The organism is Streptomyces sp. NPDC045955, assembly GCF_056430805.1.
The window spans coordinates 46,796-64,409 of the sequence record NZ_JBWKKY010000025.1; the positions used below are offsets into that span (position 1 = coordinate 46,796).

Here is a 17,614-nt window from a genome sequence, read left to right on the forward strand (position 1 = left end):
CACGCTGATCAGGTCGGACGTGCTCACGGGCACGGTGGGGGGGAGGGGCGAGCGGTGTCTCTGACGGACAAGGCCATCGAGCAGATCCGTGAACTGATCCGGACCGGTGCCCTGCCTCCGGGCTCCAAGCTCCCTCCGGAGCCGGATCTGGCCGTCCAGCTGGGCCTGTCCCGCAATCTCGCCCGCGAAGCCGTCAAGGCGCTGGCCGTCGCCCGGGTCCTGGAGGTCCGGCGGGGCGACGGCACGTATGTGACCAGCCTGCAGCCGAGCCTGCTGCTGGAGGGCCTCGGCGGCGCGGTGGAACTGCTGCAGGGCGACTCGGTCGCCCTGCAGGACCTCATGGAGGTACGGCGGCTCCTGGAACCGGTCGCCACGGCGCTGGCCGCGACCCGGATCTCCGACGCCCAACTGGCCGAGGTGAAGCGGCATCTGGACGCCATGCGCGAGGCCCGCGACGACGTCGAACAGCTCAACGCCCACGACGCCGCCTTCCACCGCGCCGTCGTCTCGGCCACGGGCAACGAGAGCCTCCTCACCCTCCTGGAAGGGATCTCCGGCCGTACCCTGCGCGCCCGCATCTGGCGCGGTCTGGTCGACGACAGGGCCGCGGGCCGTACTCTCGCCGAGCACGAGGCGATCTTCAACGCGCTGTCCACCCGTGACGCCGCCCTCAGCCAGGCCGCCGCGCTCCTCCACGTGAGCAACACCGAGCAGTGGCTGAGGGAACACCTGCGCTCCAGCGAACCGCTCCCCGTCGGAACGACCGAGCGGAGCTGACGGGCAGGCGTCGGGCACGCCCGTCGGGAACGCCCCCGGCGCAGCCGGTGCCGACTACATACGCCTGCCCTGGCGGATGGGTCTGCTCACCCAGACCAACTCCCCCTGCTGACCGTCCGAACCTCGGTCATCCCCGTGCCCCGCCGGGCAACTCACCCGACGGGGCGGACCCCGGAATTCCAGTGCGGTCTCAGATACGGCTCACCACCGTACCCACGGAAAGGGATAGGGCGATCCGATTGCATGCCCGGGCGGAGTGAGTGCTGGTGTCCGCCCGCGGCCTGGCCGGCATCGGGTCGCGCGGACACGACCTAGGGAAGGGGCGCGGCCTGCTCCCCCGAGCCGCGGACGATCAGCCGGGTGGGAACGGTGATGGTGCGAGCGCGGGAGCGGTCGCCGTCGAGGCGGGCCAGGGCTGTGGCCGCGGCGCTGCGGCCGAGTTCTTCGGGGTCCTGCGCGACGACGGTCAGGGCCGGTTCGAGTGCCTCGGCGAGTGAGACGTCGTCGAAGGCGACGACCGCCACGTCCTTGCGCTTTCCGCGGGCGAGTTGGGCGACGATGCCGAGCGCCATGATGTTGTTGCCGGCGAACAGGGCGGTGGGGGGATCGGCCAGGTCGAGGAGGCGGGCGGTCGCGGCCTCGGCGCCCGGCTGGTCATGGGCGTTGGCGACGAGCGAGCGGTCGTAGGGGAGGCCGGCTTCCTGCAGGGCCGCGCGGTATCCGGCGAGGCGCTCGCGGCGGGTGTACAGCTTGACCGGCAGGTCGCCGACGAAACCGATGCGGCGGTGCCCGTGGGCGATGAGGTGGGCGACGCCCTCCTGGGCCCCCGCACGGTTGGAGCTGACGATGCTGTCCGTGGGCAGGCCGACTCCCGGGCGGTCGAGGAAGACCACGGGCAGCCCGGCCCTGCGGTGGGGCTTGAGGTGGGAGTGGTCGGCGCCGACGGACGGCACGACGACGAGGATGCTGACGCGACGGGCGAGGAACTTGTCCGTCAGGGCGCGTTCGCGGTCGGGGTCGTCCGCGGACGAGCCCATGAGCAGGGTCAGTCCGCGTTCGCGGACCGTGTCCTCGATGGCGCGGGCCACGGCTCCGAAGAAGGGGTTGCCGAGGTCGGGGATGACCAGTCCGATGGTGGTGTCCGGTCCGCCGACGCGCATGTTGCGTGCCATGAGGTTCGGCTGGAAGCCCAGCTCGGCCACCGCGGCGAGTACCTGTTCCCGCGTCTGTGCCGAGACGGGACCGTCCTCGTTGAGGACGCGCGAGACTGTCTTGGCACTGACGCCGACTTCTCGTGCGACATCGGCAAGGGTGGGGCGGCGGCTCGCTGCCATGGAGGAAACCGTCTCCTGAGTGCTCCCGGGTTCCGGCCGCGGCCTCGACCGGAACATGCGAGAGCGGGGTTGAGCTGTCAGGTGGCCTGGACTCCGGCGGCTTTCGCCGCCGCGGAATCCGCAACGACAGTATCTCCGGCCGCGTCGACGCTGAGCGCGCCGGTCATGATGGCGACGACCTCCGCCATGGAGTAGTCGGAGGGCTTGATCACGGCGGCCCGCCTGCCCAGCCGGTGGACGTGGATCCGGTCGGCAATCTCGAAGACATGGGGCATGTTGTGGCTGATCAGGACGACCGGCATGCCCTTGTCGCGGACGCGGCGGATGAGGTCGAGGACCTGTCCGGACTCCTTGACGCCGAGCGCGGCGGTGGGTTCGTCCATGACCACGACACTGCGGGCCCAGGCCACGGCCCGGGCGACCGCGACGGCCTGCCGCTGTCCGCCGGAGAGCGTCTCGACCGACTGGGTCAGCGAGCGCAGCCCGATCTTCAGGTCGGCCATGTGCTCGGCGGCCTCCTTCCGCATGCGCTTCTTGTCGAGCATGCGGAAGGCGCTGCCGAGGATGCCGGGGCGGCGCAGTTCGCGGCCGAGGAACATGTTGGAGGCGATGTCCATGGAGGCGGCCACGGCCAGGTCCTGATAGACCGTCTCGATGCCGTGGGCGCGCGCGCTCTGCGGGCCGGAGAAGGTGATGGGCTCACCGTTCAGGCGTATCTCGCCCGCGTCGGGGACCACCGCGCCGGTGAGGGCCTTGATGAGGCTGGTCTTGCCCGCGCCGTTGTCGCCGATGACGGCGAGGACCTCGCCGGGCATCAGGTCGAAGTCGGCGCCGTCGATGGCGGTGACATGGCCGTAACGCTTGACCAGACCGCGGGCCTGAAGGACAGGGGTGGGGGAGGTCATCGGGCCTTCTTCCGGGAGATCTGGTCGACGGTCACCGCGAGGATCACCAGGACGCCGGTGATGAGGGTCTGGTAGATGGAGGCGACGCCCATCAGCTGAAGGCCGTTGCGGAAGACGCCGACGATGAGGACGCCGATGAACGTGCCCAGGACCGAGCCGCGTCCGCCGAAGAGGCTGGTGCCGCCGAGCACCACCGCGGTGATGCTGTCGAGGTTGTCGGTCTGGCCGGCCTGGGGGTCGCCCACTCCGGTGCGGGAGATGAGCAGCAGGGCGGCGACGCCGTACATCAGGCCGGCCACGGTGTAGACGCCGATGGTCAGCCGCGAGGTGCGGATGCCGTTCAGCCGCGCCGCTTCCGGGCTGTTGCCCAGGGCGTAGACATGCCGGCCCCAACTGGTGCTGCTCAGCGCGTAGGCGAAGAGGAGGAACAGGGCGATGGTGACCAGCGAGCCGTAGGTGATGTCGGTCTTGCCGAGCGGGAAGGTCTGCCCGAGAGCCGTCAGCGGGCCGGGCAGGCTGGTGACGGTCTGTTCCTCGGAGTAGATGTGGGTCAGCGCGAACGCCACGTTGAGCATGCCGAGGGTGACGATGAAGGGCGGGAGCGGGATCCTCTGTACCAGCGCGCCGTTGAGCAGCCCGAAGCCGCCGCAGACCACCAGGCCCAACGCGATCGCGGCGAGCGGTGGCAGTGAGCCCTCGGCCGCCATCTTGGCGATCACGATGCTGCCGAACGCCATCACCGCTCCGCAGGACAGGTCGATGCCCGCGGTGAGGATGATCAGCGTCTGGCCGATGGCGAGGGTGCCGACGACCATGACCTGCTGCACGATCAGCGAGAAGTTCCCGCCGGTGAGGAACTGGTCGGTCGAGACGGAGAAGAAGACGCAGGCCAGGAGGAGCGCGGCCAGCGGGCCGGTGGTCGGTTGCGTGAGCAGTCTGCGGACCGTGGTCGGTGCTTTGAGCTCTGCGTACGGAGTGGACGTGGAGGGTGGCGTGGACGTGGCAGTCATGCGAGGTCCTTGTCGGAAGACAGAAGTCCTTGCCGGTCCTTGTGGGACGGGAACGTCAGTCCGTGTCGGACGGGAAGACCAGTCCGTGTCGGACGGGGACGTCAGTCCTTGTCGGACGGCAAGAGGACGAGGGGGCGGCCGTCCCCGGTCGGGGAGGAGGGACCGGCCGCCCCGCTGAGGGGTGTCGAACGGCGGCAGCTACGGGAGCAGCCGGGGGCCGGCGGCTCAGCCCCAGCAGTTGTCCAGGCCGTAGGCGGTGTCCTTGGACGTGACACCGTCCTGCGCCTTGTCGGTGATCAGCGTGACGCCGGTGTCGGTGTAACCCGACGCCTTCTTGCCGTCCTTGGCGAACGTCGCGACGGCCTTGACGCCCTCGGCGGCCATCTTCAGCGGGTACTGCTGCGAGGTCGCGGCGATCTTGCCGTCCTTGACGGCCCGGGTGCCCGTGCAGCCGCCGTCGACGGAGACGATCAGCACGTCCTTCTCCCGGCCCTTGGCCTTCAGCGCGGTGTACGCGCCCAGCGCGGCCGGTTCGTTGATGGTGTAGACGACGTTGATGCCGGGTTCCTTCTGGAGACAGTTCTCCATCGCGGTCTGGCCCTTGGACTGGTCGCCGCCGGTGTCCTGAGCACAGGCGACATCCTTGTCGGTGGCGCCGAAGCCCTTGAGGAAACCGTTGTGCCGCTGAACGCCGACGGACACACCCGGCGCGAGGTCGAGGGCGGCTATCTTCGCGGTCCTGCCCTTCATCGCGGCCTTGGCGTACTCGCCGATCAGCTCGCCCGCCTTGAGGTTGTCGGTGGCGAAGAGGGCGTCGGCCGCGCTCTCGGGGTCGGTCGGGGTGTCCAGGGCGATGACCAGAACGCCCTTGGCCTTGGCCTTCTCGATCGCCGGCACGATCGCCTTGGAGTCGCTCGGCGTGATCAGGATGCCCTTGACCCCCGAGGCGACCATGTTCTCGACGGCGGTGACCTGCCCGGCGTTGTCACCGTCGAACTTGCCCGCCGCGGTGACGAGTTGGACGCCGTTCTCCTTGGCGGCCTTCTCCGCGCCTTCCTTCATCTTCACGAAGAACGGGTTGGTGTCGGTCTTGGTGATCAGACCGACCTTGACGCTGCCCGATCCGGCGTTCGCGGTGCCCGAACCGGATCCGGATCCACAGGCGGTCAGGGTGAGGGCCGCGATGCCCGTGCACGCGGCGACTCTGAGCATGGAGGAAGGCAGACGAGAGATACGTGACATGAACGACTCCTGCGGGATTGCGGACGAGCGGCCGGCATCGGGCGCATGCCGCCCGAGGTGTCATCGTTGACTCATGTCAGCGTTGACACTGCTTGGCGAGGATGATGGACTCCGCCTTCAGGCAACGTCAATGCCTTTCACCCGTCACAAATCGGCAACGCCGTGGCCGCCGCCCCGCCCGAACCGCTCCAGGGACTGCCCGCAATGTGCCCGTCTCGCCGGCGCGTCCCAAGAGAAGAGCCGCCCATGTGCCCGCGTCAGATCACCGTCCTCGGGGAGTGCGTCGCCGACGCGTTCACCGCATCCGCGGGGGCCCGGAACGAACTCGCCCTGCGCGTCCTGCCGGGCGGCGGACCAGCCAATACAGCGGTGGCACTGGCCAGGCTGGGCACCCCGGCCCGCTTCCTCGCACGGCTGTCCGGCGACGTGTTCGGCCGCCTCTTCCGGAGCCATCTGGAGGCGTCCGGCGTGGACCTGTCGCACGCCGTCGAGGCCGCCGAGCCCAGCACGCTGGCCGTGGCCGAGCTGGACGCCCAGGGGCAGGCCACGTTCTCCTTCCACGCCCAGGCCACCGCGGACTGGCAGTGGACGAGCGCCGAACTGGCCGGGGTGGACCTGGCCGGCGCCGCTTGCGTCCACACCGGGTCACTCGCCCTGGTCAAGGACCCCGGGGCAGGAGTGGTGGAGGACTTCCTGGCAACGGCCGCGTCCCACGCGACCATCAGCATCGACCCCAACGTCCGCCCCCTCCTGGTGCACCCCGAGGTCTACCGCGCCCGGCTGCCGCACTGGTGCAACCTCGCGGATGTGCTGCGGCTGAGCGAGGACGACCTGGAGCTCCTGCTCCCCGGGACGCCGCCCGAGCAGGCGTGCGACACCTGGCACGCGGCGGGGGCGCGGCTTGTCGTGATCACACGCGGCGCCGACGGTGCGCTGGCCTCACTCGACGGGGAACGGGTGCAGGTGCCCGCGGCGCCGGCGCAGGTCGTCGACACGGTCGGGGCAGGTGACTCCTTCACGGCGGGACTGCTGCACCACCTCGGCACCCGCGGACTCCTCGGCGGCAGGCTGACGGACCTGCGTCTCGGCGATGTCGAGGCGGCCTGCCTGTTCGCCACGCGGGTCGCGGCCCTGACCTGCTCGGTCGCCGGCCCGAACCCGCCGTGGCAGGACCAACTGGCGCCACTCGCGACGGGCGAGGCCGTCGTCCGGCACCTCGACTCCACCCACTGAAAGGACAGAAACCATGACAAAAACTCTGCTCGCCGAGTTCACCGCCCGAGAGGGAGCGGAGGGCGAGGTCGCCCGCCTGATCCGGGAGTACGCCCTGAACGTGCGCGAAGAGGAAGGCAACCTGGCTTTCGACGTCTACACCAAGGCGGCCGACCCGCGCGCCTACTGGATCTTCGAGGTCTACCGGGACGAGGAGGCCTTCAAGGCACACCTGGACGCCCCGTACGGCGCCCCGTTCAACGCCGCCCTCACTCCGCTGATCGAGGAGGACACCTCGGTGCTGACGTTCCTCGATCCCCGGGACACGCGTCCGTAGCGGCACTTGGTCGCCCCGGACATGCTCCCCCCAACCGGCGGCGGGCCGAGCCGTAATTCGTTTGACCGGGCCACGGGTCGGCGCTGCACTGTGGCGGCAGACCACGGAGTCGTGGTGCAGGTATCCCGAGGAGGCAGCGGCCGCGATGGAGATCCGTCCCACGACCGACCAGGATCTCGACGTCTTCGTCGACACGGTCCATGCCGCGTTCGGACGCTTCCCGGAAACCCCGGTCGAGGGCGGCGGGCTCTGGTGGTCGGCCCTCGAAACGGACCGCTGCCTGCTCGCCCTGACGGCGGACGGGCGGCCCGTCGGCACCGCCGCCACGTACCCTTTCGAACTCACCCTGCCCGGTGAGATCCTCGTCCCGGCCGCCGGGGTGACCGCCGTCGGCGTCCTGCCCTCCCACCGGCGCCAAGGCGTGCTCAGCACGATGATGCGGCACCAGCTCACCGAGCTGTGGGCCCGAGGCGAGTTCCTCTCCGTGCTGCTGGCCTCCGAGGCCACGATCTACGGCAGGTTCGGCTACGGACCGGCGACTTACACGCAGCAGCTGACGGTGCCGCGCCACCGGGCCGCCCTCGCCGTTCCCCGGGCCCGCAGCATGGCGGGCGCCCCGGCGGCCGGCTCGGACAACGGCTCGGTCGAAGTGCTGCGCCGCGCCGAGTGCGGCGAAATCCTGGAAGAGGTGTACGACCGGTATCGCCGCGCCCAGCCCGGCGCGCTGTCCCGGCCGCACCGCTGGTGGGCCCTGCGCGCGGGACAGCCCCCGATCTCGCCGGCCCCGCGCTACATCGCCGTCCACCGTGACGCCGACGGCATCCCGGACGGGTACGCCAGCTACTCGATCGGCGAAACCAACACCCTGACGGTCGACGAGACCATCGCCACCGACGACGCCGTCTTCACGGCCCTGGCCCGGTTCGTACTCGGACACGACCTGGTCACTCAGGTCGTGTTCAAGCATGTCCCGCGCGAGCACCCGCTGCGCCGGCAGCTTGCGGACTTCCGCGCCGGCCAGGTGAGCGACGACATGGACTGGCTGTGGGTACGGCTCCTCGACATCCCGCAGGCGCTGACCTCCCGTGGCTGGTTCACGGACGGCGAACTCGTCCTCGACGTCGACGACCCGTTCCTCGGTGAACACGGCCGCTACCTGCTGACCGTCCAGAAAGGCAAGGCCGACTGCATCCCGACGGACCGGGAGCCCGACCTGTCCCTCGACATACGCGACCTGGGCTCGGTCTACCTCGGCGGCACCGCCCCGAGCACGCTCGTGCGTGCCGGACACGTCCTGGCCCACCACCCGAGCGCGGCCACCCTCGCCGACGCCCTCTTCCGCGCCGACCGTCCCCCGCACTGCCTGCACTGGTTCTGACCGCACGCCCGCCGACCCTGTACAGGTGGGGCCGACAGTGTGGCGCCCCCTCCGGGGCGATCCGGCCGATCGTCAGTGGTAGGCGTGGACGACGGCGTGGCCCTTGCCGCGGCCGATCATCCACTTGTTGACCGGCGTGGTGATCACGAAGGCGACCGCGAAGCCGCCCAGCAGCGCAGACCAGAACAGCCCGTCGGACAGGTGGGCGTCCATCGCGCCGGGCGTGAGGGCGATGATGCCGTTGTCGACGAGCTCCATCACGGCGATGGAGACGGTGTCGGCGGCGAGGGCGACCTTGAGCGCGGTCTTGAAGTCCAGGCCGGCCCGGCGGACCGCGAACAGCGTGAAGGAGTAGCCGAAGAGGAACGCGAGCGCGACCGCCAGGATCATGGTGGGCACGTTGCCCCACATCAGGGCCGTGCCGATGACCATGCCGAGGATCTCGCCGACGGCGCAGCCGGTCAGGCAGTGCAGCGTCGCCTTGACCGCCATTCCCCAGGACGCTCCGGCGTTCCCGTCATGGTCCGCGTGGCCGTGATGACCCTCGTGGGTGGCGTGGTCGTGCCCGGTGCCGGCGTGGTGAGCGGTGTGGTCCATGACCTTCTTCCCCAATCCCGTCGAGTGCGGCCCATTCCTTGAGCCCACAGTCAGGAACTATATACCCCCCAGGGGTATAGGCCCAGACGCTTCGGCATCGGAAATGGAAAAGCAGGGAGGCAGGCGCCACCGGAAGGGCTGCCGGCGTCGGCGCGCTTACGAACGGGCCGAGTGGCCGTCATGGGTGGCGCCGTGCCGAGCGTGGTGCGGCGCATGGGTGGTGGCGTCGGTCCATGATCTCCGCCGAAGCAAACCGGTCATGTGTGTGGCTCGCTAACGCGCTGTACCACGCGAATTGGCGGACCAAGGTCGACGAGCCGTTAGTATCACGGCATGATTACGGCCTGGTCACTCCCGCGCCTGGTGCGGGCCCGCGCGTCTGCGGGTCCGTTGCTGCGCGTGCTGGCCATGGTCGTGTTGCTGTTCGGTATCGTGTCCGCCCATGGACTGAGCGCCGAGAGCACCCCAGGACACCTGGTGACCAGCGCCGCGGCGCCCGTGGCCCCGTCGCACGAGGAACTCCTCGGAGCCGAGGACGAGCAGGCTCCTCCGCGGCTCGTTGCGATAGATGAGCCGGGCGGTGGTCATGGCTCCTCGCACACCAGTGAGCACTGCGTATCCGGCCAGCCGCAACAGGGCCCGGTGCTGACACCGCCGTGCTTCGTGGTGTCGGTCGCCGAATCGACCGGCGCCGGGCGCAGTTCGGGCAGGCCGAGCCTCGACGCAGCGACGCCGCCTGCCGCGTCGTCGTCCGCTCTGAGAATGTCCGTGGTCCAGCAGGTCTAGGCACAGCGGCCCTCCTTCCTGCGGCTGCTCCGGCCACGCCTGCCCACGGGCGCTGGCTCCGCGTCTCGACGCCGCACTTCCCCCACCCATGCCTGCCGTTCCTCTCTGCCGTGGCTGCCGCTGCGACCGAAAGAGCGCACGGAGAACCTGTGCCGACACACTCCCGTCCCCCCACGCCCGCCCTGCGCGCCCCGGCCGGCTCGCGTCGGCGGCGCCCGCTTCTCGCTCTGCTGTCCGGAGCTCTGCTCGTGATGCTCGGGCTGTGCACCCTCCCGCATGGGCAGTTCGCAGAGCAGGAGCGGCTGACACCCGCCCTCGCCACGGACTTCGGACGGCCGGCGGTGGCGGGCACTGTGGTGCCGCATGGGCCGCATCGGCACCATGAGGCCGAGGAGTGCGGCCTGGACGGGGCTGCCCGCATGACGGCGCAGGTCGCTCACCAGCCACCCCCCGAGGCCGCGGCGACGGCGCTCGCCGCCCTCCCCGAGGCCCTGATGCGGCCGCGACCTCGGCGCCGACAGGTCCGAACCCGCATAAGACGTACAGGCAGAACCGCGCTGGTCCGCACCTCGCGGTGGCGCATCTAGACCTCTCGCTCGCAGCCGGCCCCGCCCGGCTGCCGCGCCACGGCCCCGCCGACTCGGACGGATCGACCGTCCCCCTGGGGTCGTGGCGCGAGATGAACGTGCACCGCGTATTCATCGAGCGAGAGCGAAAAGACATGCAGTCGATGACGAACACCGCCGCCATGCCCGAGCGGTCCGCCTTGTCCGCACTGGTGGGCAACACGCCGCTGCTGCGGGTGTCCCAGCCCCTGACGCCCCCGGACCGCGGCTTCTGGGCGAAGCTGGAAGGCTTCAACCCCGGCGGCATCAAGGACCGGCCGGGTCTGCACATGGTGGAACGGGCCCGCGCCCGGGGCGACCTGCGCCCCGGCGCCCGGATCATCGAGTCCACCAGCGGCACCCTCGGACTGGGTCTCGCCCTGGCCGGAATGGTGTACGGCCACCCGGTGACCCTGGTCACCGACCCCGGCCTGGAGATGTCGATGACCCGGCTGCTGACCGCGTACGGCGCCCAGATCAACGTCGTCTCCGAGCCGCACCCCACCGGCGGCTGGCAGCAGGCTCGCCGTGAGCGCGTGCAGCAGCTCATGGCGCGGCATCCGGGTGCGTGGTGCCCGGATCAGTACAACAACCCGGACAACACCACCGCCTACACCCCGCTCGCCCTGGAACTGGCGTCCGAGCTGGGCCACATCGACGTCCTCGTGTGCAGTGTCGGCACGGGCGGGCACTCCGCCGGCGTCTCCCGCGTGCTGAAGCAGCTCTACCCCGACCTGAAGGTGGTCGGTGTCGACACCATCGGCTCCACGATCTTCGGCCAGCCGGCCCGGCCGCGGCTGATGCGGGGACTGGGGTCGAGCATCTACCCCCGCAACGTCGCCTACGACACCTTCGCCGAGGTGCACTGGGTGGCCCCGGCCGAGGCGGTGTGGACCTGCCGCCAGCTGGCCGGCTCGCACTACGCCACCGGCGGGTGGAGCGTCGGCGCCGTCGCCCTGGTCGCCGGATGGCTGGCCCGCACCCTGCCCGCCGACAGCCGGATCGCCGCGATCTTCCCCGACGGTCCGCAGCGTTACCTCGGGACGGTGTTCGACGACGACTACTGCGGCGCGCACGGCCTCCTCGACGCCCCTCCTGCTCCGGAACCGGAGGTGATCGGACGCGTGGACGAGAAGGAGGTCGCACGCTGGACCCGGTGCACCACCGTGGTCGACCCGCTCACCCTGGCCGGGCCGGCACGTGAATCCGACGTGCTCGACGCATTGGACCGCGAGGAAGGAACCGGCGAGAAGACCGAGCGCGGTCACGCCGACGCTGCGGAGGAGGACCGGTGAAGGGCACCCTCGCACAGGTACGCGGTTACGAACGCAGCGTCCAGCTGCTGATGGTCAATCAGTTCACCATCAACCTGGGCTTCTACATGCTGATGCCCTACCTGGCCGCTCACCTGTCCGGCACCCTCGGACTGGCCGGCTGGATCGTCGGGCTGATCCTCGGCGTGCGCAACTTCAGTCAGCAGGGCATGTTCCTGGTCGGCGGGACGCTCGCCGACCGGTACGGCTACAAGCCGATGATCGTGGCCGGATGCGTGCTGCGCACGGCCGGATTCGCGACGCTCGGCCTGGTCGACTCGCTGGCCGCGCTGATCGCCGCCTCCGCGGCCACGGGTCTTGCCGGGGCACTGTTCAACCCGGCCGTCCGGGCGTATCTCGCCGCGGACGCGGGGGAGCGCAGGGTCGAGGCGTTCGCCCTGTTCAACGTCTTCTACCAGGCCGGGATCCTGCTGGGTCCCCTCGTGGGCATGGTGCTGACCGGCGTGGACTTCCGTGTCACCTGCCTGGCAGCGGCCGGGATCTTCGCGCTGCTCAGCATCGTGCAGATCCGTGCCTTGCCGGCGCGACGGGCCGACGACTCCAAGGGCGGCAAGGAGGGGCAGGACCGCGACGGCGTCCTGGCCCAGTGGCGCGGCGTCCTCGCCAACCGGCCGTTCCTGCTCTTCTCCGGCGCCATGATCGGCTCGTACGTCCTCTCCTTCCAGGTCTATCTCGCGCTGCCGCTGGAGGTACGGCGGGTCGGCGGTGACGGGGAGTTCGGCACGGCGGCGGTGGCCGCGCTCTTCGCTGTCTCCGGGCTGAGCACGATCGCCGGTCAGACGCGGGTGACCGCCTGGTGCAAGGCCCGCTACGAGCCGGGCCAGGCCCTGCCCCGGGGACTGGCCGCCACGGGTCTGGCCTTCGTGCCCCTGTCACTGGCCACCGCGGTGCCCGTTCCGGACTCGGGCCTGGGCCTGTGGCTGCTGGCCGCGGCACCGCCCATGCTGGCCGCGCTGCTGCTGGCCGTCGGCACGATGATCGCCTATCCCTTCGAGATGGACACCATCGTCCGTCTCTCCGGTGACCGGCTCGTCGCCACCCACTACGGGCTCTACAACACCATCTGCGGCATCGGCATCACCCTCGGCAACCTGCTCACCGGCGCGTCGCTCGACGCCGCCCGCGAGGCGGGGATGCCCGCGCTGCCGTGGATCTGCTTGTGCGCACTCGGCCTCGCATGCGCGGCCGCCCTGTACGGGCTGCACCGCACGGGCCGTCTGGCTGCTCCGGCCGCCGGTCCGCAGCCCGTCGCCGCCTGATCACCTGATCGCCTGACTGTGTGCGGCTGAATCTGATCGGCCGTACACGGTCAGGCGCAGCGGCTCGGCGCCGGCCGTGGCCGAGTCGGCCCGGTTGAAACCAAGCCCTTGACCCTCGGTGCGCTCCTCCTGGATGCTCGGTTGCGTATAGCGGTGCGTGTAGCGAATGAGGCAACGCACTCGCGATGATTCCCCGCTTGAGGAGCAGCTCATGGCTCACGAGGTTCGTGCCGTCGTCGCCCGTAAGAAGGGCGCACCGGTCTCCGTCGAAACGATCGTCGTCCCCGACCCCGGTCCGGGTGAGGCGCTGGTCAAGGTCGAGGCCTGCGGCGTCTGTCACACCGATCTCCACTACCGCGAGGGCGGGATCAACGACGAGTTCCCCTTCCTGCTGGGGCACGAGGCGGCAGGTCGCGTCGAGGCGGTCGGAGAGGGAGTCACCGGTGTCGAGCCCGGCGACTTCGTCATCCTCAACTGGCGCGCGGTGTGCGGCCAGTGCCGCGCCTGCAGCAGGGGCAGGCCCTGGTACTGCTTCGCCACCCACAACGCCACCCAACCGATGACGCTGCTCGACGGCACCCCGCTCTCGCCGGCCCTCGGCATCGGCGCGTTCGCGGAGAAGACGCTGGTCGCCGCTGGGCAGTGCACCAAGGTGGACCCGGCAGCCCCCGCGGCGGCCGCCGGCCTGCTCGGGTGCGGCGTCATGGCGGGCTTCGGCGCGGCCGTGAACACCGGGGCCGTCGGCCGGGGCGACTCCGTCGCCGTCATCGGCTGCGGCGGCGTCGGAATGGCCGCCGTCGCGGGGGCGAGGCTCGCCGGAGCGAGCAAGGTCATCGCCGTCGACATCGACCGGCGCAAGCTGGACCGGGCCATGGCCATGGGGGCCACCCACACGGTCGACGGGGCGGAGGGCGACGTCGTGGCAGCGGTGCGCGAGCTGACGGGCGGCTTCGGCGCGGACGTCGTCGTGGAGGCGGTCGGCCGCCCCGAGACGTACCGGCAGGCCTTCTACGCCCGCGACCTGGCGGGCACGGTCGTGCTGGTCGGTGTGCCCACCCCGGAGATGAAGGTGGAGCTGCCCCTGCTCGACGTCTTCGGGCGGGGCGGCTCGCTGAAGTCCAGCTGGTACGGCGACTGCCTGCCCTCGCGCGACTTCCCGGCCCTCATCGACCTGTATCTGGGTGGCCGTTTCGACCTGGACGCGTTCGTCTCCGAGACCATCGGCCTCGGTGACGTGGAGGAGGCGTTCGAGAAGATGCACCACGGCGACGTGCTGCGCTCGGTGGTGGTGCTGTGATGGCCGGCGCCCCGCGTGTCGAACACCTGGTCACCAGCGGGACCTTCAGCCTCGACGGCGGGACCTGGGAGGTGGACAACAACGTCTGGATCGTCGGTGACGACGACGAGGTGGTCGTCATCGACGCGGCCCACGACTCCGATGCCGTCCTGGCGGCCGTCGGTGACCGTCGGTTGTCGGCCATCGTGTGCACCCACGCCCACGACGACCATGTGCGCGCGGCCCCGGACGTCGCCCTGGCCACGGGCGCGCCCATCCGCCTGCACCCTGACGACCAGGTCCTGTGGAAGATGGCGCACCCCGGCCGGCGCCCCGACGGCCCGCTCGCCGACGATGACGAACTCACGGTGGCGGGTATCGGCCTGCGCGTCCTTCACACGCCCGGACACGCTCCCGGTGCCGTGTGCCTGTACGCACCCGACCTGGGCGCGCTGTTCAGCGGTGACACGCTGTTCGCCGGCGGACCCGGCGCGACCGGACGCTCGTACAGCGACTTCGGCACGATCATCAGCTCCATCGGGGACCGGCTGCTGACCCTCCCGGGCGAGACGGTCGTCCACACCGGACACGGCGAGACGACGACCGTCGAGGCGGAGGCACCGCACTTGGAGGAGTGGGCCGCCCGCGGCTGGTGAACCCAGTCCCGCCAGTCCGACCGGGGCGCTCGCGCCCCGGTTCTGACAGGCGCTCGCGCCCTGACCTGGGTTTCCTATGACGCAGAGAGTTTCGTATCACGCAACAGAAAATGAGGCCGTCAGGTGTCCCTCGAACTCCTTGACAAGCGTTTGAAGGCGCCCTCAAACTGACGTTGCGTTCACCGCAATCCGTTTCGCTATACGCACCGAGGTGTCATGATGATTGCCGCGTGCCGTCTCGTGGATCTGCCCCGAGGCGAGGCCCACAGGCTCGACATCGACCCGCCGGTCTCGGTGTTCCACACCGACGACGGCGAACTCTTCGCCATCGACGACACATGCACCCACCAGGACGCCTCGCTCGCCGACGGCTGGCTGGAGGGCTGTGAGGTCGAATGCCCGCTGCACGCCTCGAAGTTCAACCTCAAGACCGGAGCCGTCGACGCCCCGCCGGCCAAGCTCCCGGTGCGCACGCACGAGGTCTTCGTCGAGGACGGCATGATCTACGTCCGGCTGTCCACGGCAGCCCCGAACCTGCCCCCCTGCATCGCCGCCCGGCTCGCCGGGGGCGTCGCGTGAGGACAGTGGCCGTGGTCGGCGCGTCGCTGGCGGGTCTGTCCGCGGCGCGCTCCCTGCGCAAGCAGGGATACGACGGACGGCTGGTCGTCATCGGCGACGAAATCCACCGCCCCTACGACAGGCCGCCCCTGTCCAAGGAGTTCCTGGCCGGCGGCATCGGCGAAGCCGAGCTCGCACTGGAGCCGGACGACGAGGACCTGCAAGCGGAGTGGCTGCTCGGAGCCCGCGCCGCCGGACTCGGCACCACGCCCCGCGCCGTGCGGCTCACCGACGGCCGTCAGGTGCGGGCCGACGGCATCGTCATCGCCACCGGCGCCGCCGCCCGGACCCTGCCCGGCATGGACGGACTGGCCGGTGTGCACACCCTGCGCACCCTGGACGACGCCCGCGCCCTGCGGGACGAACTGGCACAGGGCGGACGCCTGGTCGTGATCGGCGGCGGCTTCATCGGTGCGGAGGTCGCCTCCACCGCCTCCGCTCTCGGCCTCGACGTGACCATCGTCGAGGCGGCGCCCACCCCCCTGGCCGGACCGCTCGGCGCGGCCATGGGACGCATCGTCTCCGCTCTCCACGCGGACCACGGCGTACGCCTGTTGTGCGGCGTGGGCGTCAAGGGGCTGAGCGGCGAGACCCGGGTCGACGCCGTCCTGATGGAGGACGGCCGCAGCATCCCCGCCGACATCGTCGTCGTGGGTGTCGGCGCCCGACCCTGCGTCGACTGGCTGGCCGGCTCCGGCATAGAACTCGACGACGGAGTCAAGTGCGGTGCGGACGGCCGCACCAGCCTGGCCGGGGTGGTCGCGGTCGGCGACTGCGCCTCCTGGTACGACCCGCGCGCAGGCACCCACCGCCGCGTCGAGCACTGGACCGGTGCCCGGGAACGCCCCGACGCCGCCGTAGCCGCCCTGCTGTCCTGGGGCGAGTGCGAACCGGGCCTGCCCCGGCCGCCTTACTTCTGGTCCGACCAGTACGGCGTGAAGATCCAGTTCGCCGGCAGCGCGGCCCGTGCCGACAGCGTGACGATGGAGGAAGGCACCGCGGACGACCGCAACGTCCTCGCCGTCTACCGGCGTGCCGGACACCCGGTCGCCGTGCTCGGGATGAACCAGCCGAAGCTGTTCACGCGCTGGCGCAAGCAACTCGCGGCCAAGGCGCCCTGACAAGGGCGATCCACCACGTTCCCGAGGAGTGCACCGTGACCTCGACCGGCCTGCCGGACAGCCTGATCGCCACCCTCCCCGGCTCCTCCTATACGGATCCCGCGGTCTTCGCCCAGGAGCAGGAACACATCTTCGAGGCGATGTGGTTCTGCGCCGTGCGCTCCGCCGACCTCGCCAGGCCCGGTGCCTTCCGCACCGTCGAGGTGGGCCGCGAGAGCGTCCTGATCACCCGGGCACGGGACAACTCCGTCCGCGCCTTCCTCAACGTCTGCCGGCACCGCGGAGCCAAGCTCTGCACGGCGGAGACCGGCGAGGTCAAACGCGCCTTCCAGTGCCCCTATCACGCCTGGACGTACGACCTGACGGGCAAACTCGTCGCGGCGCCCAACCTCACCAAGATGCCCGACGTCAGCCGCACCGAGTACGGCCTGGCGGCAGTGGCCACGCGGGAATGGCTCGGCTATGTCTGGGTGTGCCTCGCGGCGGACCCGCCCCCCTTCGACGAGGTCGTGGGGGATGTGGTCGCGCGCCTGGGCGACACGGAGTCGATCGAGCACTACGACATCGACAACCTCGAAGTCGGCCGGCGCATCGTCTACGACGTGCGGGCGAACTGGAAACTCATCGTCGAGAACTTCATGGAGTGCTACCACTGCGCGACGATCCACCCCGAACTGACCGAGGTGCTCCCCGAGTTCGCTGACGGGTACGCCGCCCAGTACTACGTGGGCCACGGCGCGGAGTTCGGCTCCGAGGTCAAGGGCTTCACCGTCGACGGCTCGGAAGGCCTCGACCGCATTCCGGGCATCACCGAGGACCAGGACCGCCGTTACTACGCGATCACCGTCCGGCCGCAGGTGTTCATCAACCTCGTGCCCGACCATGTGATCTTCCACCGGATGTACCCGGTCGCCGTGGACCGCACCGTCGTCGAGTGCGACTGGCTCTACCTCAAGCACGTCGTCGACAGCGGCAAGGACGTCAGCCGGTCGGTGGAGCTCTTCGACCGCGTCAACCGGCAGGACTTCGACGCGTGCGAGCGCTGCCAGCCCGCGATGAGCTCCCGGCTGTACGCCAAGGGCGGAGTGCTCGTGCCGAGCGAGCACCACATCGGCGAGTTCCACGCCTTCGTCCAGGAACGTCTGGGCGTGGGGCGGCCATAGGAGG

General features: G+C 70.5%; 17 protein-coding genes. 12 read left to right on the top strand and 5 right to left on the bottom strand.

The genetic code is table 11. The annotated features are described in order from the left end of the window. The first annotated feature begins 54 nt into the window (after window positions 1-54). Entirely contained in the window at window positions 55-777 is a 723-nt protein-coding gene (locus tag AC07F0_RS34670; protein ID WP_478983895.1) for a FadR/GntR family transcriptional regulator, read from the top strand. A gap of 311 nt (window positions 778-1,088) precedes the next feature. Here the strand turns inward: AC07F0_RS34670 and AC07F0_RS34675 are convergent, their stop codons facing one another. The 4 genes from AC07F0_RS34675 to AC07F0_RS34690 all read right to left on the bottom strand — a co-directional run bounded on the left by AC07F0_RS34675 (window position 1,089) and on the right by AC07F0_RS34690 (window position 5,268). Beyond that, complete coding sequence (locus AC07F0_RS34675; protein ID WP_478983896.1) at window positions 1,089-2,111, bottom strand: LacI family DNA-binding transcriptional regulator; 1,023 nt, start codon at window positions 2,109-2,111, stop codon at window positions 1,089-1,091. A 77-nt stretch (window positions 2,112-2,188) separates the two neighbouring features. Further along, on the bottom strand, window positions 2,189-3,016 hold the full coding sequence (locus tag AC07F0_RS34680) for an ATP-binding cassette domain-containing protein (RefSeq protein ID WP_478983897.1): 828 nt from the start codon (window positions 3,014-3,016) through the stop codon (window positions 2,189-2,191). Further along, window positions 3,013-4,026, bottom strand: coding sequence for an ABC transporter permease (locus AC07F0_RS34685; protein ID WP_478983898.1), 1,014 nt, complete (start codon window positions 4,024-4,026; stop codon window positions 3,013-3,015). The genes AC07F0_RS34680 and AC07F0_RS34685 overlap by 4 nt, the downstream gene beginning before the upstream one ends. Before the next feature lie 225 nt (window positions 4,027-4,251). Continuing rightward, window positions 4,252-5,268: a substrate-binding domain-containing protein gene (locus AC07F0_RS34690; protein ID WP_478983899.1), complete on the bottom strand. Its 1,017-nt coding sequence runs from the start codon at window positions 5,266-5,268 to the stop codon at window positions 4,252-4,254. 246 nt (window positions 5,269-5,514) lie between these two features. Here AC07F0_RS34690 and AC07F0_RS34695 point away from each other — a divergent pair, with 246 nt between their 5' ends. The 3 genes from AC07F0_RS34695 (at window position 5,515) to AC07F0_RS34705 (ending at window position 8,195) form a co-directional block, all read left to right on the top strand. After that, complete coding sequence (locus AC07F0_RS34695; RefSeq protein WP_478983900.1) at window positions 5,515-6,501, top strand: carbohydrate kinase family protein; 987 nt, start codon at window positions 5,515-5,517, stop codon at window positions 6,499-6,501. Window positions 6,502-6,514: 13 nt separating this feature from the next. Further along, on the top strand, window positions 6,515-6,817 hold the full coding sequence (locus tag AC07F0_RS34700) for a putative quinol monooxygenase (RefSeq protein WP_478983901.1): 303 nt from the start codon (window positions 6,515-6,517) through the stop codon (window positions 6,815-6,817). Between the two features lie 145 nt (window positions 6,818-6,962). Then, window positions 6,963-8,195, top strand: coding sequence for a GNAT family N-acetyltransferase (locus tag AC07F0_RS34705; RefSeq protein ID WP_478983902.1), 1,233 nt, complete (start codon window positions 6,963-6,965; stop codon window positions 8,193-8,195). Between the two features lie 72 nt (window positions 8,196-8,267). Here the strand turns inward: AC07F0_RS34705 and AC07F0_RS34710 are convergent, their stop codons facing one another. Then, on the bottom strand, window positions 8,268-8,792 hold the full coding sequence (locus AC07F0_RS34710; protein WP_478983903.1) for a DUF4396 domain-containing protein: 525 nt from the start codon (window positions 8,790-8,792) through the stop codon (window positions 8,268-8,270). Window positions 8,793-9,125: 333 nt separating this feature from the next. Here AC07F0_RS34710 and AC07F0_RS34715 point away from each other — a divergent pair, with 333 nt between their 5' ends. The 8 genes from AC07F0_RS34715 (at window position 9,126) to AC07F0_RS34750 (ending at window position 17,610) form a co-directional block, all read left to right on the top strand. Beyond that, window positions 9,126-9,578 (top strand): hypothetical protein, encoded by a 453-nt coding sequence (locus AC07F0_RS34715; protein ID WP_478983904.1) that lies wholly within the window; start codon window positions 9,126-9,128, stop codon window positions 9,576-9,578. A 721-nt stretch (window positions 9,579-10,299) separates the two neighbouring features. Then, on the top strand, window positions 10,300-11,478 hold the full coding sequence (locus AC07F0_RS34720) for a PLP-dependent cysteine synthase family protein (protein ID WP_478983905.1): 1,179 nt from the start codon (window positions 10,300-10,302) through the stop codon (window positions 11,476-11,478). After that, complete coding sequence (locus AC07F0_RS34725) at window positions 11,475-12,776, top strand: MFS transporter (RefSeq protein WP_478983906.1); 1,302 nt, start codon at window positions 11,475-11,477, stop codon at window positions 12,774-12,776. The genes AC07F0_RS34720 and AC07F0_RS34725 overlap by 4 nt, the downstream gene beginning before the upstream one ends. Window positions 12,777-12,987: 211 nt before the next feature. Next, a complete protein-coding gene (locus tag AC07F0_RS34730) occupies window positions 12,988-14,073 on the top strand; it encodes an S-(hydroxymethyl)mycothiol dehydrogenase (RefSeq protein WP_478983907.1) in 1,086 nt (361 codons plus the stop codon). Next, window positions 14,073-14,708 (top strand): MBL fold metallo-hydrolase, encoded by a 636-nt coding sequence (locus AC07F0_RS34735; RefSeq protein WP_478983908.1) that lies wholly within the window; start codon window positions 14,073-14,075, stop codon window positions 14,706-14,708. Before AC07F0_RS34730 ends, AC07F0_RS34735 begins: the two co-directional genes overlap by 1 nt. A gap of 216 nt (window positions 14,709-14,924) precedes the next feature. Next, complete coding sequence (locus AC07F0_RS34740) at window positions 14,925-15,287, top strand: bifunctional 3-phenylpropionate/cinnamic acid dioxygenase ferredoxin subunit (RefSeq protein WP_037673830.1); 363 nt, start codon at window positions 14,925-14,927, stop codon at window positions 15,285-15,287. Continuing rightward, window positions 15,284-16,447, top strand: a complete 1,164-nt coding sequence (locus AC07F0_RS34745) for an NAD(P)/FAD-dependent oxidoreductase (protein WP_478983909.1) — start codon at window positions 15,284-15,286, stop codon at window positions 16,445-16,447. Before AC07F0_RS34740 ends, AC07F0_RS34745 begins: the two co-directional genes overlap by 4 nt. A 35-nt stretch (window positions 16,448-16,482) precedes the next feature. Beyond that, entirely contained in the window at window positions 16,483-17,610 is a 1,128-nt protein-coding gene (locus AC07F0_RS34750; protein WP_478983910.1) for an aromatic ring-hydroxylating oxygenase subunit alpha, read from the top strand. Window positions 17,611-17,614 lie beyond the last annotated feature (4 nt).

What these genes read in the sequence shown, in the direction of transcription:
- AC07F0_RS34675 (WP_478983896.1), bottom strand. Translation starts at nt 2,111, where the DNA reads ATGGCAGCGAGCCGCCGCCCCACCCTTGCCGATGTCGCACGAGAAGTC.
- AC07F0_RS34680 (WP_478983897.1), bottom strand. Translation starts at nt 3,016, where the DNA reads ATGACCTCCCCCACCCCTGTCCTTCAGGCCCGCGGTCTGGTCAAGCGT.
- AC07F0_RS34685 (WP_478983898.1), bottom strand. Translation starts at nt 4,026, where the DNA reads ATGACTGCCACGTCCACGCCACCCTCCACGTCCACTCCGTACGCAGAG.
- AC07F0_RS34690 (WP_478983899.1), bottom strand. Translation starts at nt 5,268, where the DNA reads ATGTCACGTATCTCTCGTCTGCCTTCCTCCATGCTCAGAGTCGCCGCG.
- AC07F0_RS34695 (WP_478983900.1), top strand. Translation starts at nt 5,515, where the DNA reads ATGTGCCCGCGTCAGATCACCGTCCTCGGGGAGTGCGTCGCCGACGCG.
- AC07F0_RS34700 (WP_478983901.1), top strand. Translation starts at nt 6,515, where the DNA reads ATGACAAAAACTCTGCTCGCCGAGTTCACCGCCCGAGAGGGAGCGGAG.
- AC07F0_RS34705 (WP_478983902.1), top strand. Translation starts at nt 6,963, where the DNA reads ATGGAGATCCGTCCCACGACCGACCAGGATCTCGACGTCTTCGTCGAC.
- AC07F0_RS34710 (WP_478983903.1), bottom strand. Translation starts at nt 8,792, where the DNA reads ATGGACCACACCGCTCACCACGCCGGCACCGGGCACGACCACGCCACC.
- AC07F0_RS34715 (WP_478983904.1), top strand. Translation starts at nt 9,126, where the DNA reads ATGATTACGGCCTGGTCACTCCCGCGCCTGGTGCGGGCCCGCGCGTCT.
- AC07F0_RS34720 (WP_478983905.1), top strand. Translation starts at nt 10,300, where the DNA reads ATGCAGTCGATGACGAACACCGCCGCCATGCCCGAGCGGTCCGCCTTG.
- AC07F0_RS34730 (WP_478983907.1), top strand. Translation starts at nt 12,988, where the DNA reads ATGGCTCACGAGGTTCGTGCCGTCGTCGCCCGTAAGAAGGGCGCACCG.
- AC07F0_RS34735 (WP_478983908.1), top strand. Translation starts at nt 14,073, where the DNA reads ATGGCCGGCGCCCCGCGTGTCGAACACCTGGTCACCAGCGGGACCTTC.
- AC07F0_RS34740 (WP_037673830.1), top strand. Translation starts at nt 14,925, where the DNA reads ATGATGATTGCCGCGTGCCGTCTCGTGGATCTGCCCCGAGGCGAGGCC.